Below are 15611 nucleotides of genomic sequence, written 5' to 3' on the forward strand. Positions count from 1 at the left end.
GGTGCGGGGCGTTGTACATGGCAGACCGCGCCGCACCCGCCGACCGCCCGCCCAGCGGGCCGGGAATCAGGCCGGGACGCCGGTCGTTACATCACCGGGCCGCCGAGCAGGCCGCCAGCGCCTGTCGAGCAGGCCGCACCGCCGGGCAGCGCCCCGGGAATGACCCCGGACCCCCGGTCGTTACATCACCGAGCCGCCGGAGCAGGCCGTCCCCTGGTCGCCCGAGCGAGCCACCGGCCCGACGCACATACCGGGCCACCTGATCTTTCTTCGCGGCATCCCCCATCGCCGCGTACCCCCGACGGAGAGGCAACTGATCATGGCTACCACTCTGCTGCGCAAGACCGCTCTGACCGTCGCCGGTATCGCCGCCACCGCTGGTGGCATCGCCGGCCCCGCCATCGCCGCCCAGGCCACCCCGGCCGAGCGCGCCGCCCAGGTCGTCACCAACGACCGCAAGCACGGTGAGCGGGAGCTGGGCGTGCGCTACGAGGCTCAGCCCAACTTCTACTTCTGCGGCCCGGCCGCGGCCCGTAACGCGCTGAGCGTGCAGGGCAAGAACATCGACGTGCACGCCATGGCCGAGGAGATGGGCACCACCGAGGACGGCACCAACTCCATCAACGACATCACCCCGGTGCTGAACAAGGAGACCGGCAAGGACGTCTACAAGTCGACCGAGATCCCGGTGGACAAGGCCGGTGAGAAGGTGGAGAAGCTGCGCGCCGACGTGGTGCGCACGGTGGACGACGGCCGGGCCGTGGTGGCGAACATCGCCGGCACCGCGACCGACACCGACGGCAACACCCACTCGTTCGAGGGTGGCCACTACATCAGCGTGGTCGGCTACCGCGACGGCGGCAAGGTCGTGACGATCGCCGACTCGGCGAACCCGGACCAGGCCTCGTACCGCATGGACGTGGACGCCCTGGCGCACTGGATCGCCAGCCGCGGCTACAGCTCCTGACCGAACACGAAGGGCCCGACCCCGAACGGGGGTCGGGCCCTTCGGCGTGTCCGGGGTCAGCCGCCGGAGTCGTCCAGCTCGGCGCCGTCGGGCGGGGTGTCGTCGTCGCGGCTGGCCAGCCATCCGTCGGGCAGGAACACCTTGCCCGGGGAGTTGGTGCGGCCGCGCGGCTGGCCGAGGTTCTCCACCGGGAACGGTACGGCCGGGTCGAGCTTGCCGAGCAGGTCGTCGAGCTGGGCCAGGCTCTCGATCATGGCGAGCGACCGGCGCAGCTCGCTGCCGATGGGGAAGCCCTTCAGATACCAGGCGACGTGCTTGCGGAAGTCGGTGCAGCCGTCCCGCTCGCCCCGGGCCGGGTTGCGGGCACCCGCCACGAACTGCTCCACCAGCAGCTCGGCGTGCCGGCGCATGGTCACCGCCACCTCGCCGAGGCTGGGCAGCCGCCGCTCGGGGCTCCCGTTGAACGCGGCCTCCAGGTCGGCGAACAGCCACGGCCGGCCCAGGCAGCCGCGCCCGATCACCACACCGTCGACGCCGGTGTGCGCGACCATCCGCAGCGCGTCGTCGGCCTCCCAGATGTCGCCGTTGCCGAGCACCGGCACGTCGAGCGCCGCCTTGAGCGTGGCGATGGCGTCCCAGTCGGCGGTGCCGGAGTAGCGCTGCGCGGCCGTACGCCCGTGCAGGGCGACAGCCGCGACGCCCGCGTCCTGGGCCGCCAGCCCCGCCTCGACGTACGTCAGGTGGTCGTCGTCGATGCCCTTGCGCATCTTGACGGTGACCGGCACCCCGGCGGGTGACGCGGCGTCCACCGCGGCCTTGACCAGCCGGGCGAACAGCCGGCGGCGCCACGGCAGGGCCGAGCCGCCGCCCTTGCGGGTCACCTTGGGCACCGGGCAGCCGAAGTTGAGGTCGATGTGGTCGGCCAGGTCGCGTTCGACCACGATCCGCACGGCGGCGGCGGTGATCTCCGGGTCGGTGCCGTAGAGCTGGAGGCTGCGGGGCTGCTCCTCGGCGCCGAAGGCGATCATGCGCAGCGTCTTCGGGTTCCGCTCGACGAGCGCCCGGGTGGTGATCATCTCGCAGACGTAGATGCCGCCGCCCTGCTCACGGCAGAGCCGGCGGAAGCCGACGTTGGTGATCCCGGCCATCGGCGCGAGCACCACCGGCGGCCACACCCGGTGCGGGCCGATGGTCAACGCGGGCAGGGTCGCAGCGGTCACCTGACCAGTGTAGGGAGGCGTTCCCGGGTATCGACGCCTACCGGGCCGCCACCCGCTGCGGCGCGGGCGACGGCGTGGTCCCGGACTTCCCCGCCGGCATGACCAGCAGCAGCGCGAGGACGCCCAGCCCGCCCGCGACGGCGCCGACGAACTGCACGACGCCGTAGCCGACCCCGGCGGCGAGCAGTGTGAGGAAGACCGCCACGGAGATCGCCCCGGCCACGTGGGTGGTCGACTCGAACACCGCCGAGGCCGTTCCCTGGTCGCTCGGCGGCGCGTCGCCGACACACACCCGGGTCAGCCCGACGTAGATCGGACCGGCGCTGAGCCCCCAGGCGACCAGGATGGCCGTGACGAGGATCAGCGGACCGCCCGCGTTGACCGCCACCAGTGCGAGCGTGACCGCGCACAGGGCCAGCGCCACCGCGACGACCCGCCGCGCGCCGAACCTGCGGATCAGCGCGCCCGCCGGAGCGGCGCTGACCAGCGCGCCGAGCAGCACCGGGGCCAGCACCAGCCCGGCGCCCGCCGGGGACAGGCCGTGGACCTCCTGGAGGTAGAGACTGCCCACGACCACCACCACCGCGTACGCGGCCGAGTGGGCGGCGAAGGCGAGGCAACCGGCGACCAGCGGGCGCGACCGGAGCAGGGACGGCCGGACCAGCGGGTCGGCCACCCGCCGCTCGACGCGCACCAGCAGGAACAGCAGCACCAGGGAGCCGGCGACCGCGCCGAGCGCGACCGGGTCCGGACCCGACTCGGCGATCCGGTTGGCGCCGAAGATCAGCGCGAGCAGCATGCCGGTGGCGAGGACCGCCCCGGCGAGATCCAGCCGCTGCCGGCCGCCCGGGTCGGGCCGGCTCGCCGGCAGCAGCAGCCGGGCCGCCACCATCGCCACCAGTCCGACCGGCACGGTGGCCAGGAAGACCCAGCGCCAGCCGAGGTGTGACGTGATCAGGCCGCCGACGATCGCCCCGGCCAGACCGGCCGTGTTCGCGGCGGCGGCGACGACCGCGAACACCCGGCTGCGCCACGGCTCGTCGGGGAAGTACGTGGCCGCCGACGCCAGGGTCGCCGGAATGGCGAGGGCCGCGCCGGCGCCCTGCAACACCCGGCCGAGCAGCAGCGGGGACAGCGCGGTCGCCAGCCCGGCCAGAGCCGAGCCGAGAGTGGCCAGCGCGAGGCTGACGACGATCAGCCGGCGTCGCCCCCACAGGTCGCAGAGCCGGCCCCCGAGCAGCAGCAGGCCGCCGATGCTCAGCGAGTACAACGTCACGACCCACTGGAGGCGGCCCGGGCCGAGGTGGAACTCGGCACCGATGCGCGGCAGCGCGGTGGCCACCGCCAGGCTGTCGAACAGCACCAGGAACATGGCGCTGGCCAGGACGAGGGCGGTGGGCCACCGATGCGCCACCACCGCGGGCGCCGGGGTGGCGGACGGTCCGGTGGTCGCCTGCCGCATCTCGCCCCCTCCGCTGCCGCTGAGGGATCTGCTACCCGGCGCTCCCGCCGGCTAACGACACCGGGCTCGTGGGATTCAGACACGTCGACCCGTCGTCCGGCCCGGCGGACACGGAGAAGGGCGCCGTCGGCGACGGCGCCCTTCTCGGTGAGACGTCAGCAGCCGGGCAGGCGCTCGATCAGGTAGCGCTCGACCTGGTCCAGGGAGACGCGCTCCTGGGCCATGGTGTCCCGGTTCCGGACCGTGACCGCGTTGTCGTCGAGCGTGTCGAAGTCGACAGTGACGCAGAACGGCGTGCCGATCTCGTCCTGCCGGCGGTAGCGGCGGCCGATCGCCTGCGAGTCGTCGAACTCGACCACCCAGCGCTTGCGCAGGTCGGCGGCGAGCTGCTTGGCCTTCGGCGACAGCGCCTCGTTGCGCGACAGCGGCAGCACCGCGACCTTGACCGGGGCCAGCCGCGGGTCGAAGCGCATGACTGTGCGCTTGTCCACGCCGCCCTTGGTGTTCGGCGCCTCGTCCTCGTCGTACGCCTCGAGCAGGAACGCCAGCACCGCGCGGGTGAGGCCGGCGGCCGGCTCGATCACGTACGGCACCCAGCGCTCGCCCTTGCCCTGGTCGAAGTACGACAGGTCGACGCCGGAGTGCTTGCTGTGCGTGGACAGGTCGAAGTCGGTGCGGTTGGCGATGCCCTCCAGCTCGGCGAAGTCGGTGCCGCCGAACTGGAACCGGTACTCGATGTCGACCGTGCGCTTCGAGTAGTGGGAGAGCTTCTCCTTGGGGTGCTCGTAGAAGCGCAGGTTCTCCTCGGACAGGCCCAGGTCGAGGTACCAGTTCCAGCGCTCCTGAAGCCAGTACTCGTGCCACTGCTCGTCGGTGCCGGGCTCGACGAAGAACTCCATCTCCATCTGCTCGAACTCGCGGGTCCGGAAGATGAAGTTGCCCGGGGTGATCTCGTTGCGGAACGACTTGCCGGTCTGCGCGATGCCGAACGGCGGCTTCTTGCGGGCGACCGTCTCCACGTTCTTGTAGTTGACGAAGATGCCCTGGGCGGTCTCCGGGCGCAGGTAGTGCATGCCCTCGTCGCTCTCCACCGGGCCCAGGTAGGTCTTCATCAGGCCGTTGAACATCTTCGGCTCGGTGAAGGTGCCCTTGTTGCCGCAGTTGGGGCAGTTCAGCTCCGTGAGCGAGGTCAGCGGCTTGCCGTGCTTGGCCTCGTACGCCTCTTCCAGGTGGTCGGCCCGGAACCGCTTGTGGCAGGACTGGCACTCGGTCAGCGGGTCGACGAACTCGGCGATGTGGCCGCTGGCCTCCCAGACCTTGCGGGCCAGGATGACCGCCGAGTCGAGGCCGACGACGTCGTCGCGCTGCTGCACCATGGTCCGCCACCACTGCCGGCGGACGTTCTCCTTCAGCTCGACGCCGAGCGGACCGTAGTCCCACGCCGACCGGGTGCCCCCGTAGATCTCGCTGGAGGGAAAGACGAAGCCCCGGCGCTTGGCGAGGCTGGTGACGGCGTCGATACGGTCGGCTGGCATGTTTCCTCCTACGCCGGCTGGCGGTCGGCGCGGTTGAGATGGATGGAACCGGGCTGTTCGGGACAACGGTACGACCGTGTCCGTCCCGAGCCCAGCAGAATACCGGGGCCCGGTCAGCTCACCCCGCAGACCTCCACGCCGCCCGTCTGCTGGTCCGCCGCCAGCGTCACGGTCTGCGCCTCCCGCCGGCCGCCGGCCAGCGTGACGTCCACCGGCACGGTGAGCGTGGTGAGGTCGACCTCGCCCACCCGGTAGCCGGAGATCTGCGGCTCGGTGGACACCCGTCGCTCGAACTCCCGCCGGGGCTCGCGCCGGCGGATGTCGTCGCAGAGCGTGTCGTACGCTTTGGACCACTCCCGCGCCACGAGCGCCTGGTAGTAGTCGTTCGTGACCGCCCGGCCCTGCTCGCCGATCGCCTGGGCGTTGCTCACCGCCAGGCCGAGCACCGCCGCGCCGCCCCCGCCGCAGCAGATCAGCACGGCGAGCGCGCCCGCGCCGAGGCCGAGCCAGAGCCGGGTCCGCCCGCCCTCGGTCGGCGGGGCGGCGAACGGCGGCGCGGCGCCGGGCCCCTGCGGCGGCGCGGGCACCCCGGGGTCCGCCGGCGGCGCGGGCGGAACGGATGGCGGGGGTTGCGCGGCCGGTCCGGGAGCGGTCATACGCGCCAGGGTAGTGCCCCGGCACTCAGCGATACGGACCTGCGGCACGATCGCTGGCGACGACGACGATCTCCCCCTCGGGGGCGGCGCCGGCGAGCGTCTCGTACGCCGACGGCTCGTCCACCGATCGGGCGAGCAGCGGCACGGCGGTGACCTTGACGTCGAACCCGCCGAGCGCCCGCCGGTACGCACCGACCGACTCCCACTCGGTGACCAGGAGCCAGTGGTCCGGATCGTCGAGCGCCCGCAGCAGTTCGCCGCGCAGGTAGCCGGGGCGGGCGGCGAGCGCGGTCAGCGCGCCGTGCGCCTCCCGGGTGAACTCGTCCACCGTTTCGGCTTCCACCACGAACCGGTTGGTGACCAGCACGGCGTTCCTCCTCGTAGAGTTTGTGGCATGCAGCGTACGCAGAGTCCTGTGCTGTCCCGGTTGGCACGGCTCAACCCGACGGCGGTGTTCCTGGCCGCGCTGGCCCTGGTGCTTGTCGGCCTCTTCGCGCCCGGCCCGGCGGGCGGCCTCCTGCTGCTCGTGCTGGCCGGCGGGCTGGTCTGGCTGATGTCGGTCACCTGGCCGGTGCAGGCCCCGGCGACCCGGATGCTCCGGCTGGTCATGTTGACCTTGTTGATCGCGGTGGCGCTGGCGAAGCTCATGGTCGGCTGACCTGACGAAGCCGAGCTGACCTGCGCTGACATGCAATCATGCGTTTTTGACAATAGTTTTCGTTGTCGCGGACAGTTGAGCCCATGACCGTTCGTGCACCGCGCCGCATCCTGACCGCCGCAGCCACCGCCCTGCTCGCCACCGGCGGCCTGACCGCCTGCGCGGACGGCACAGGCGGCGCGAGCGAGCCGGGCAAGGTCGACGTGGTGGCCGCGTTCTATCCGCTCCAGTTCCTGGCCGAGCGGATCGGCGGCGACACGGTCGCGGTCAGCAACCTCACCAAGCCCGGCGCCGAGCCGCACGACCTGGAACTCAACCCGCGGCAGGTCGGCCAGGTCGTCGACGCCGACGTGGTCGTCTACCTCAGCGGCTTCCAGCCGGCGGTGGACGAGGCGGTGGAGCAGAACGGCGGCGACCGCGCGTTCGACGTGGCGGGCGTGACGCCGCTGCTGGACGCGGCCGCCGGTGGCCACGACCACGACCACGAGGGCGAGGCCGGGCACGCCGACGAGGGCGGCGGCAAGGACCCACACGTCTGGCTCGACCCGACCCGGCTGGCCACCATCGGCGACAAGCTCGCCGAGCGGCTCGGCAAGGCCGACCCGGACCACGCCGCCGACTACACCGCCCGCGCCGGCGCGCTGCGCACCGAGCTGACGAAGCTGGACACCGAGTACGCCGACGGCCTGCGCACCTGCCAGCGCCGGGAGATCGTGACCAGCCACACCGCGTTCGGCTACCTGACGGAGCGCTACCAGCTGGAGCAGATCGGCATCAGCGGGCTCACCCCGGAGTCCGAGCCGTCCCCCAAGCGCCTCGCCGAGGTCGCCGAGGAGGCCCGGGAGCACCAGGCCGGCACGATCTTCTTCGAGACGCTGGTCAGCCCGAAGGTGGCCGAGACGATCGCCCGTGAGGTCGGGGCGAAGACGGCTGTCCTGGACCCGCTGGAGGGTCCGCCCGCCGACGGCGACTACCTCTCCGCGATGCGCACCAACCTGCAGACCCTGCGAACCGCTCTGGACTGTTCATGACCCCACCCGTGATCGAGATCGCGCACGCCACGGTCGGCTACGACGGCCGCCCGGTGCTGCGTGACGTCTCGTTGACAGTGACCGCTTCCGAGGTGGTCGCCGTGCTCGGCGCCAACGGCTCCGGCAAGTCGACGCTCGTGCGCGCCGCGCTCGGCCTGGTGCCGGTCGGCGCCGGGTCGGTCGCCCTGTTCGGCACGCCGCAGCGCCGCTTCCGGCAGTGGCACCGCATCGGGTACGTGCCGCAGCGACTCGGCGCGGGCAGCGGAGTGCCGGCCACAGTGCGCGAGGTGGTGGCGTCCGGGCGGCTGGCCCGCCGGGGCGTGCTGCGGCCCGCCGGGCGGGCGGACCGGGAGGCGGTGGAGGCGGCGCTGGACGCGGTCGGGCTCGCCGACCGGGCCGGTGACCCGGTGTCCACGCTCTCCGGCGGCCAGCAGCAGCGCACCCTGATCGCCCGCGCGCTCGCCGGCGAGCCGGAGCTGCTGGTGCTCGACGAGCCGACCGCCGGGGTGGACGCGGCCAGCCAGGAGGCGTTCGCCGGGGCGCTGCGCACGTTCCGCGACGGTGGGGGCACCGTGCTGCTCGTCGCGCACGAGCTGGGTCCGCTGCGCCCGCTGATCAGCCGGGCCGTGGTGGTGCACCAGGGCGGGATCGCCCACGACGGCGCGGTGCCCGAACCGGCCGGCCACCACGCCGACCCGGACCACGAGCACGTGCACCCGCACTGCGACGAGGAGCCCGCCCGGCTCTGGACAGGCATCTGAGATGGATCTCTTCCAGTACGACTTCATGCTCCGCGCCCTGGTCGGCGCGCTGATCATCGGGCTGGCCGCCCCGGCGCTCGGCATCTACCTGGTGCAGCGCCGGCTGGCGTTGATCGGCGACGGGCTCGGGCACGTGGCGCTCACCGGCGTCGGCGCGGGACTGCTGCTCAACCGCTCCCCCGTGCTGGTGGCGGTGATCGCCGCGACGCTCGGCGCGGTGGTGATCGAGCTGGTCCGCGCGTACGGGCGCACCTCCGGTGACCTGGCGCTGGCGTTGCTGTTCTACGGCGGCATCGCCGGTGGCGTGATGCTGGTCGGGCTCTCCGACGCCAGCAGCGGGTCGCTCAACGCGTACCTGTTCGGGTCGCTGACCACCACCTCCCGGACCGATCTGATCACCATCGGCGTGCTCGGCGTGGTGCTGCTGGTGACCATGCTGGTGCTGCGCCCGGCGCTGTTCGCGGTGTGCCACGACGAGGAGTACGCCCGGGTGTCCGGCCTGCCGGTTCGGGCGCTGAACCTGCTCATCGCGGTCGGCACCGCGGTCACCGTGACCATCGCCATGCGGGCGGTCGGGGTGCTGCTGATCAGCGCGCTGATGGTGGTGCCGGTCGCCGCCGCGCAGCAGGTGACGAGGGGCTTCCGGTCGACCATGACGGCGGCCATGGCGCTGGGCCTGTTCGCCGCCGGTGCCGGGGTCTGGGTGGCGGCCACCGCCGACACCGCGCCCGGCGCGTCGGTGGTGCTCGTGGCGATCGGCTCGTTCCTGCTGGTCGCGCTCGCGGCGGCCGGTGTGCGGGCGCTGCGGCGGCGGGCACGGGCCGACCGGGTCACGCCGCCGTCCGAGCCGGCCGAGCACGAGGTGCTGCTGCGATGAGGCCCTACCCGCCGGCGCAGCTGGGATTGGTTACCGTTACAGGGTGACCGGCACGAACGGGTACGACGCCTTCGAGGGTGCGGGTGACCTGCTGCGCGCCCTCTCGGCCCCGATCCGGCTCGCGATCGTCAGCGAGCTGGCCGAGGGCGAACGCTGCGTGCACGAGCTGGTCGAGAAGCTCGGCGCCCCTCAGCCGCTGGTCTCCCAGCACCTGCGGGTGCTGCGGGGCGCCGGGGTGGTGCGCGGGTCGCGGCGCGGCCGGGAGATCGCGTACGCCCTGGTCGACGACCACGTCGCGCACATCGTGGCGGACGCGGTCAGTCACGCCGGCGAAGGGTCGCACTGAGCGGGAAATCGGCCAGGTGCCGACGCGCCCGTCCCGTGGGACGCTGTCCGGCGTGAAGATCTACGCCGACCGTTTTCCGACCGCCGTCCGCCAGTTCCTCACCGACCTGCTCGTGGTCGTCTGGGTGTACGCCGCGATCCGCTTCGCGCTGTGGCTGCACGACCTGGTCGAGAAGCTCGCCGTACCCGGGCAGAAGCTGGAGGGGGCCGGCGGTGGACTCGCCGACAACCTGGCCGACGCCGGCGGCAAGGTCGGCCGGGTGCCGATCGTCGGCGACGAGCTGACCGCGCCGTTCACCCGCGCCGCCGAGGCCGCCCGGTCGGTCGCCGAGGCGGGCCGCGACCAGCAGGAGCTGGTCGGGCAGCTCGCGCTCGCGCTGACCATCGCGGTGCTGGTGTTCCCGCTCGGCCTGGTGCTGTTCGGCTGGCTGCCGCTGCGCCTGCGCTGGATGCGCCGGGCGGGCGCGGCGAAGGCCCTGGCCGGCGCACCGGCCGGGCGGGACCTGCTGGCGCTGCGCGCGCTGGCCGGTCAGCCGCTGTCGAAGCTGACCCGGATCGCGCCCGACGTCGCCGAGGCGTGGCGGCGCGGCGACGACGCGACAGTCGACGCGCTCGCCGCGCTGGAGCTGCGCGAACTGGGGCTGCGCGGCGGCCGGTAAGGTGTGCCGGTGCTGTACTTCCTGATCGTCGTCGCCGTACTGCTGCTGGCGTACGCGGGCGTGCTGGTGAGTTTCGTCCGCAAGGGCCGCAAGATCCCGCCGTCGGCGTACCTGGTGCTGGCCGGGCTCAACGGCCTGATCCTGGCCGGCATCCTGGCCTGGGCCATCGCGCGCTGACCGCCGCGGCGGCCGTCCGGGCGGGACGGCCACCGGGGCGCTCCGGTCAGCCGGCGGGCGGGATGCGACGACGGACGTCCTGCTCGGTGGACGGCCCCGGTTCCCAGCGGGCCACCCACGGAAGGTCGGCGGGCGGGGTGACGACACCGTCCTCCAGCGAGGCGTACCGGCCGGCGACGATGCGCTTTGCGGCGGCCACGTCGACCGAGTCGGTGTTCGACCACAGGCCGGTGAACAGCTCGTCGACACGCAGCCGCGCCTGACGGCAGAACAGGTCGGCCAGCTCGACGTTCTCCGGGTGATCGTCCCGCTCGGCGTAGGCCCGGACGCAGACCGCGCTCATCGCGAACAGCTCCGCGCCGATGTCCACCACCCGGCCGAGGAACGCCTGCTTGCGCTCCATCTTCCCCTGCCACCGGGACATCGCGTAGAACGTCGACCGGGCCAACTTGCGTGACGCCCGCTCGACGTGGCGCAGGTGCCCGGCCAGCGGCCCGAACTCCTGGTACGCCCCGGGCGTCTGCCCCTTGCCGACGGCGAGCGTGGGCAGCCACTTCGCGTAGAAGGCGCCGGCCCGCGCGCCCGCTCTGGCCTTGCGGCCCAGCCCCGCGTCCGGGTCGATGATGTCGCCCGCCACCGACAGGTGCGCGTCGACCGCCTCGCGGGCGATCAGCAGGTGCATGATCTCGGTGGAGCCCTCGAAGATCCGGTTGATCCGCAGGTCGCGCAGGAGCTGCTCGACGGCGGCCGGCCGCTCTCCCCGGGCGGCGAGCGAGTCGGCCGTCTCGTAGCCGCGGCCACCGCGGATCTGGATCAGCTCGTCGGCGATCCGCCAGGCCATCTCGCTGGCGTAGAGCTTGACCAGCGCCGCCTCGATCCGGATGTCGTTGCGGTCGTCGTCGGCGAGCATGCAGGACAGGTCGAGCATCGACTCCATGCCGTACGTGGTGGCGGCGATGAAGGACAGCTTCTTCGCCACCGCCTCGTGCTCGCCCACCGGACGGCCCCACTGGACCCGGTCCGCCGCCCACTCCCGGGCCACGTTGAGCGCCCACTTGCCGGCCCCGACGCACATGGCGGGCAGCGAGAGCCGGCCGGTGTTCAACGTGGTCAACGCGATCTTGAGGCCCTTGCCCTCGCCGCCGATCACGTTCTCCTCGGGCACGAACACGTCGTGGAACCGGGTGAGGCTGTTCTCCAGGCCGCGCAGTCCGACGAAGGAGTTGCGCCGCTCCACGGTGATGCCGTCGCTGTCGCCCTCCACCACGAACGCGGTGATGCCGCCGCGCCGCCCCTCGGAGGCCGGCACCCGGGCCATCACCACGAGCAGTGTGGCGAGCGTGCCGTTGGTGGCCCAGAGCTTCACCCCGTTGAGCCGGTAGCCGGTGCCGTCGGCTGTGGGCTCGGCGGTGGTGGCGAGCCGGGCCGGGTCGGAACCGACGTCCGGTTCGGTGAGCAGGAACGCGGAGACCTCACCGGCGGCGAGCCGGGGCAGGAACCGCTCCTTCTGCTCGGGTGTGCCGAACATCTTCAGCGGCTGCGGCACGCCGATCGACTGGTGCGCGGAGAGCAGCGCGCTGACCGCCGGGTTCACCGAGCCGACGAGCATCAGCGCCCGGCAGTAGTGCAGGTTGCTCAGCCCGAGCCCGCCGTGTCTACGGTCGATCTTCATGCCGAACGTGCCGAGCCCGGCCAGGCCGTGGAACACCTCGTCGGGGATGCGCGCGTCCCGTTCGATCGCCTCACCGTCCACCTCTGACGTCAGGTACGCGCGCAGCGCGCCGAGGAACTCGTCGGCGCGGGCCACCTCGGCCGGGTCGGGGCGGGGCCACGGGTCGATCAGGTCGAGCCGGAACCGGCCGAGGAACAACTCCTTGCCGAAGCTGGGCCGGTCCCAGGCCGACTCGCGGGCCGCCTCGGCGACCTGGCGGGCCTCCTTCTCGGAGACCTGGCCCGCCTCGGTGGGCAGCGGTCCCGCGCCGTCGGGTGACTCGGGCCGGCTGTTCTGTGTCGTGGTCACGGCTGCCTCCTCGTCGGTCCGGCTGCGTCGACGCGCTCGACGAAAACGACGCTACCCCCGGGTGTTACCCAGGGGTAGCGCTGCGTGCACGTCCGATTTGGCGGACGTCAGTCGGTGAGCGACTGAGGGTTGTCGTCCTCGTCGTCGATGTCGTCCTCACCCCAGTTGCGCCGGCTGAACGGCAGGATCGCCCAGAAGATCAGGAACCACAGGCCGGTGAGCGCGCTGAGCAGGAACGCGATCGGCCGGTCCAGCACGAAGTCGGTGACCAGCAGGACCGAGCTGACCATCGCGATCAGCATGAAGAACAGGCCGCCGGTGGCCATCCGGTGGGCGAACCGGACCAGCTCCGGCTTGCGGCCCTGCCGGAACAACGCCCGGTGGAACGCGACCGGAGAGATGATCATCGCGGCGGACGCGGCGGCGGTCAGCAGCGCCAGGATGTAGACGTCGCGCTGGAACTCCGTGGTACGGCCGAACCCGTTGCTGAACGGCAGCGTCAGCAGGAAGGCGAAGAGGATCTGCACGCCGGTCTGCGCGACCCGCAGCTCCTGCAACAGATCGGCGAAGTTGCGCTGCCAGCGCTGCTTCTCGGATTCCTTCGACACTCGCGGACCTCCCCGGGAGACGGCACGGCCGGCGGGTGAACGCCCACCGGCAGCACCGGCTGTGCCCCGTACGGCTGATCACGAAACCGGTTCAGGATCCCCGGCGGATGCGGCCCGCGTACCGTGCCTCCAGCTCGGCGTTGTGCTCGTCGCCGCCGGTGATGTTCGCGGACAGGTAGACCGGCGGGCGCTGCCCCGCCGCGACCAGCCGGGCCACCACCTCGGCGACGATCTGCTGGGCGAGCAGCGCCGCCGTGATCGAGGAGACCGCGCCGACCGCGCCGCCGCCGGGCAGCGGCAGCGTGGCGTCGCCGTACGGGGCGCCGTTGTCCAGCACCACGTCGGCGAAGTCGGCGAGCTTGCGGCCGGACGGGTGCCGCGACGTCATCCGGCCCGAGTGCTGCGCCGAGGTGATCGCCACCAGGCCGTGCCCGCGTTCCTTCACGACGGACGCGAACTCGACCATCGCGCCGTTCACCCCCGAGTTCGAGGCCAGCACGAACACATCCTGCGGCCGGATCGGCGCCAGCTCGTAGAGGCGGTGCGCCACCGCCGGGTCGCGTTCCAGCTTCGGGCCGAGGACGTCGGCCGGGTCGCCGCCGACCAGCACCAGGTCACGCAGCGCGATCCGGTTGGTGGGCACCAGGCCGCCGGCCCGCCCGGCGATCTCCATGGCCAGCGCCTCGGAGTGCCCGGTGCCGAACGCGTGCACCACGCCGTCGGCCTGCAGCGCCGCCGCGATCAGGTCGGCCGCGTCGGCCACGTTCTGTCGCTGCTCGGCCGCGACCCGGCCGATCGTCTCGGTCACCACCGCCAGGTACGCGTCGGCGCTCACCGTCATGCTTCCTCCGTTCCTGCGCACCGGGCGAGGATCGCCTCGGCCAGCGGGCCGGGCGCCTCGTCCGGGATCCAGTGACTGACCCCGGGCAGCACCACGAACCGGTAGTCACCGGTGACGTGCGCGGCGCACGCCTGCGCGGCCGTCCGGCCGATCGCCACGTCCTTGTCGCTCCAGACGAACGTGGTGGGCACCCCGACAGGGGCGACCGCCTTCATGTCCGTCCCGGTCATCGCGCGGTACCAGTTCAGCGCCGCCGTCAACGCCCCCGGCTCGCGCATCGGCTCGGCGTACCGGGCCACCTCGCCGGCGCCGCCCACTCCGCTCATCAGCTTGCGCAGCGTCGCGCCGTTCCACGCCAGCAGCACCTTCTCCGCCGTACCGGGCTTGCGGAACAACGCGATGTAGGCGGACTTGACCTTCTGCCGGTGGTCGGTGGCGAGCGCGTGGCCCATGGCGGCCGGGTGCGGCACCGACACCGCGGTCAGCGTCCGCACCCGCTCCGGGTGCGCCGCCGCCAGGCCCCACGCCACGATCGCGCCCCAGTCGTGGCCCACCACGTGCGCGCGGGTCACCCCGAGCGCGTCCAGCACCGCCGCCGCGTCGGCCACCAGCTCCGGGATCCGGTACGCCCCGACGTCCGCCGGACGCGCGCCGGGCGAGTAGCCGCGCTGGTCGAGCGCGTACGTGCGCAGCCCGGCGGCGTGCAGCGCGGGCGTGACCGCGTCCCACTCGCCGGAGTGCTGCGGGAAGCCGTGCAGCAGCAGGACGGGGTCACCGCCCTCGGGGCCGCCGGCGCGTACCTCGAACGTCAGTCCCCGCGCATCCACCAGCATGATCGCCACCATACCGACACTCGCCCTGCTGGGCCGGGGCCCGTCGTCGGTGCTAGCGTCTGCGACGAGACAACTTCACATCCGACAGGGGAGCGCACAGCGCTGAGAGTGCGGGCCGATGCCCGCAGACCCTCGAACCTGATCTGGGTAATGCCAGCGCAGGGAGTTCGGTCGACCTCCAGCCGCGTCGCCGTCCGGTGACCACCGGGCGCGGCGTGCGTCTTCTCCTGGTTCACCTCGACGAACTGGGAGCCAACCGTGAACCGTACCGACAGCAACCGCTGGCGTACCGTCGACATCGTCGTCGCCTCGGTCATCGCCGTCGCCTTCGGCGTTGTGTTCCAGCTCTGGAACATCCTCTGGAAGGGCAGCGACGGGCCGTTCGCCTTCTTCGCCCCGCTCCAGTCGGTGATGTACGGCGTCTGGCTCATCCCGGCCGTGCTGAGCGCGCTGATCGTGCGCAAGCCGGGTGCGGCGCTGCTCACCGAGACCGTCGCCTCGACCGTCTCGGTGCTGCTCGGCTCCCCGTACGGCGCGATGGCGATCCTCCAGGGCGCGGTGCAGGGCCTGGGCGTCGAGGCGGTCTTCGCGGCCACCCGGTACCGCCTCTACCGGCCGCTCACGGCGGCGCTCGCCGGCGCGTGCGGCGGCCTCTTCGCCACGCTGTTCGACGCCCTGTACTGGTACCCGGGCACGAGCTGGACGACCTTCCGGCTGCCCTACATCGCCTTCGGTGTGCTCAGTTGCCTGCTGGTGGCCGGCCTGGGCGCGGTGGCCCTCACCCGCGCGCTGGCGAACACCGGCGTCCTGGACCGCTTCCCCGCCGGCCGCGACCGAGCCCTGGTCTGACCACTCACCCACTCACCTCCCGCCCGGTGATCAAGGAGTTTGCGTCCGCCGGGCACGGTTTCCCGGACGCGAACTCCTTGATCACGCAGGCTGGGCCGGGAGAGGGGGTGGG

Annotated in this window: 18 protein-coding genes and 1 riboswitch; of the genes, 9 read left to right on the top strand and 9 right to left on the bottom strand. The window is 72.7% G+C overall.

The features are described 5' to 3' along the window. The first annotated feature begins 319 nt into the window (after positions 1–319). Positions 320–967 (top strand): C39 family peptidase, encoded by a 648-nt coding sequence (locus tag F8279_RS25310; protein WP_091421647.1) that lies wholly within the window; start codon positions 320–322, stop codon positions 965–967. Between the two features lie 56 nt (positions 968–1023). Here F8279_RS25310 and dusB read toward each other — a convergent pair whose 3' ends face one another. From dusB to F8279_RS25335, 5 genes are all read right to left on the bottom strand, one after another. Then, positions 1024–2187 (bottom strand): tRNA dihydrouridine synthase DusB, encoded by a 1164-nt coding sequence (dusB, locus tag F8279_RS25315; RefSeq protein ID WP_091421650.1) that lies wholly within the window; start codon positions 2185–2187, stop codon positions 1024–1026. Positions 2188–2224: 37 nt separating this feature from the next. Continuing rightward, positions 2225–3649 (bottom strand): MFS transporter, encoded by a 1425-nt coding sequence (locus tag F8279_RS25320; RefSeq protein WP_151501281.1) that lies wholly within the window; start codon positions 3647–3649, stop codon positions 2225–2227. Positions 3650–3804: 155 nt separating this feature from the next. Continuing rightward, complete coding sequence (locus F8279_RS25325; RefSeq protein ID WP_091421659.1) at positions 3805–5184, bottom strand: glycine--tRNA ligase; 1380 nt, start codon at positions 5182–5184, stop codon at positions 3805–3807. Between the two features lie 113 nt (positions 5185–5297). Next, positions 5298–5771, bottom strand: a complete 474-nt coding sequence (locus F8279_RS25330) for a hypothetical protein (protein ID WP_091421662.1) — start codon at positions 5769–5771, stop codon at positions 5298–5300. 94 nt (positions 5772–5865) lie between these two features. Next, entirely contained in the window at positions 5866–6207 is a 342-nt protein-coding gene (locus tag F8279_RS25335; RefSeq protein WP_151501282.1) for an antibiotic biosynthesis monooxygenase, read from the bottom strand. Positions 6208–6234: 27 nt separating this feature from the next. On the opposite strand from F8279_RS25335, the gene F8279_RS25340 reads away from it, so the two are divergent. The 7 genes from F8279_RS25340 to F8279_RS30365 all read left to right on the top strand — a co-directional run bounded on the left by F8279_RS25340 (position 6235) and on the right by F8279_RS30365 (position 10348). Beyond that, entirely contained in the window at positions 6235–6498 is a 264-nt protein-coding gene (locus F8279_RS25340) for a DUF6703 family protein (protein WP_091421670.1), read from the top strand. Positions 6499–6581: 83 nt separating this feature from the next. Next, the gene (locus tag F8279_RS25345) at positions 6582–7529 is read left to right on the top strand and encodes a metal ABC transporter substrate-binding protein (RefSeq protein WP_151501283.1); all 948 of its coding nucleotides are present in this window, start codon (positions 6582–6584) and stop codon (positions 7527–7529) included. Then, positions 7526–8290: a metal ABC transporter ATP-binding protein gene (locus F8279_RS25350; RefSeq protein ID WP_091421677.1), complete on the top strand. Its 765-nt coding sequence runs from the start codon at positions 7526–7528 to the stop codon at positions 8288–8290. Before F8279_RS25345 ends, F8279_RS25350 begins: the two co-directional genes overlap by 4 nt. A 1-nt stretch (position 8291) precedes the next feature. After that, positions 8292–9167 carry a metal ABC transporter permease gene (locus F8279_RS25355; protein ID WP_091421680.1) on the top strand — a complete coding sequence of 292 codons (876 nt, stop codon included), beginning with the start codon at positions 8292–8294 and terminating at the stop codon, positions 9165–9167. 43 nt (positions 9168–9210) lie between these two features. Beyond that, on the top strand, positions 9211–9513 hold the full coding sequence (locus F8279_RS25360; protein ID WP_013287947.1) for a metalloregulator ArsR/SmtB family transcription factor: 303 nt from the start codon (positions 9211–9213) through the stop codon (positions 9511–9513). Positions 9514–9565: 52 nt separating this feature from the next. After that, complete coding sequence (locus F8279_RS25365) at positions 9566–10171, top strand: hypothetical protein (protein WP_091421682.1); 606 nt, start codon at positions 9566–9568, stop codon at positions 10169–10171. Positions 10172–10180: 9 nt separating this feature from the next. Continuing rightward, positions 10181–10348, top strand: a complete 168-nt coding sequence (locus F8279_RS30365; protein WP_162959003.1) for a hypothetical protein — start codon at positions 10181–10183, stop codon at positions 10346–10348. 46 nt (positions 10349–10394) lie between these two features. Here the strand turns inward: F8279_RS30365 and F8279_RS25370 are convergent, their stop codons facing one another. From F8279_RS25370 to F8279_RS25385, 4 genes are all read right to left on the bottom strand, one after another. After that, positions 10395–12368, bottom strand: a complete 1974-nt coding sequence (locus F8279_RS25370) for an acyl-CoA dehydrogenase family protein (protein ID WP_091421685.1) — start codon at positions 12366–12368, stop codon at positions 10395–10397. Positions 12369–12475: 107 nt separating this feature from the next. After that, positions 12476–12976, bottom strand: a complete 501-nt coding sequence (locus F8279_RS25375) for a DUF6328 family protein (RefSeq protein ID WP_091421688.1) — start codon at positions 12974–12976, stop codon at positions 12476–12478. 91 nt (positions 12977–13067) lie between these two features. Then, positions 13068–13817 carry a sugar isomerase domain-containing protein gene (locus tag F8279_RS25380; RefSeq protein ID WP_091421691.1) on the bottom strand — a complete coding sequence of 250 codons (750 nt, stop codon included), beginning with the start codon at positions 13815–13817 and terminating at the stop codon, positions 13068–13070. Further along, positions 13814–14650 carry an alpha/beta fold hydrolase gene (locus F8279_RS25385; protein ID WP_175438743.1) on the bottom strand — a complete coding sequence of 279 codons (837 nt, stop codon included), beginning with the start codon at positions 14648–14650 and terminating at the stop codon, positions 13814–13816. The genes F8279_RS25380 and F8279_RS25385 overlap by 4 nt, the downstream gene beginning before the upstream one ends. Before the next feature lie 76 nt (positions 14651–14726). Continuing rightward, a riboswitch (TPP riboswitch) is annotated at positions 14727–14833 on the top strand. 75 nt (positions 14834–14908) lie between these two features. Between F8279_RS25385 and F8279_RS25390 the strand changes: the two genes are divergently transcribed. Then, positions 14909–15499 carry an ECF transporter S component gene (locus F8279_RS25390; protein WP_091421696.1) on the top strand — a complete coding sequence of 197 codons (591 nt, stop codon included), beginning with the start codon at positions 14909–14911 and terminating at the stop codon, positions 15497–15499. Positions 15500–15611: the final 112 nt, after the last annotated feature.

Origin of the sequence: Micromonospora sp. AMSO1212t (genome assembly GCF_008868145.1) — a bacterium.
GTDB lineage: Bacteria > Actinomycetota > Actinomycetes > Mycobacteriales > Micromonosporaceae > Micromonospora > Micromonospora tulbaghiae.

Excerpts from the sequence above, each read along its gene's own strand:
- F8279_RS25310 (WP_091421647.1), top strand. The coding sequence starts at position 320 with ATGGCTACCACTCTGCTGCGCAAGACCGCTCTGACCGTCGCCGGTATC.
- F8279_RS25320 (WP_151501281.1), bottom strand. The coding sequence starts at position 3,649 with ATGCGGCAGGCGACCACCGGACCGTCCGCCACCCCGGCGCCCGCGGTG.
- F8279_RS25325 (WP_091421659.1), bottom strand. The coding sequence starts at position 5,184 with ATGCCAGCCGACCGTATCGACGCCGTCACCAGCCTCGCCAAGCGCCGG.
- F8279_RS25340 (WP_091421670.1), top strand. The coding sequence starts at position 6,235 with ATGCAGCGTACGCAGAGTCCTGTGCTGTCCCGGTTGGCACGGCTCAAC.
- F8279_RS25345 (WP_151501283.1), top strand. The coding sequence starts at position 6,582 with ATGACCGTTCGTGCACCGCGCCGCATCCTGACCGCCGCAGCCACCGCC.
- F8279_RS25350 (WP_091421677.1), top strand. The coding sequence starts at position 7,526 with ATGACCCCACCCGTGATCGAGATCGCGCACGCCACGGTCGGCTACGAC.
- F8279_RS25355 (WP_091421680.1), top strand. The coding sequence starts at position 8,292 with ATGGATCTCTTCCAGTACGACTTCATGCTCCGCGCCCTGGTCGGCGCG.
- F8279_RS25380 (WP_091421691.1), bottom strand. The coding sequence starts at position 13,817 with ATGACGGTGAGCGCCGACGCGTACCTGGCGGTGGTGACCGAGACGATC.
- F8279_RS25385 (WP_175438743.1), bottom strand. The coding sequence starts at position 14,650 with ATGCTGGTGGATGCGCGGGGACTGACGTTCGAGGTACGCGCCGGCGGC.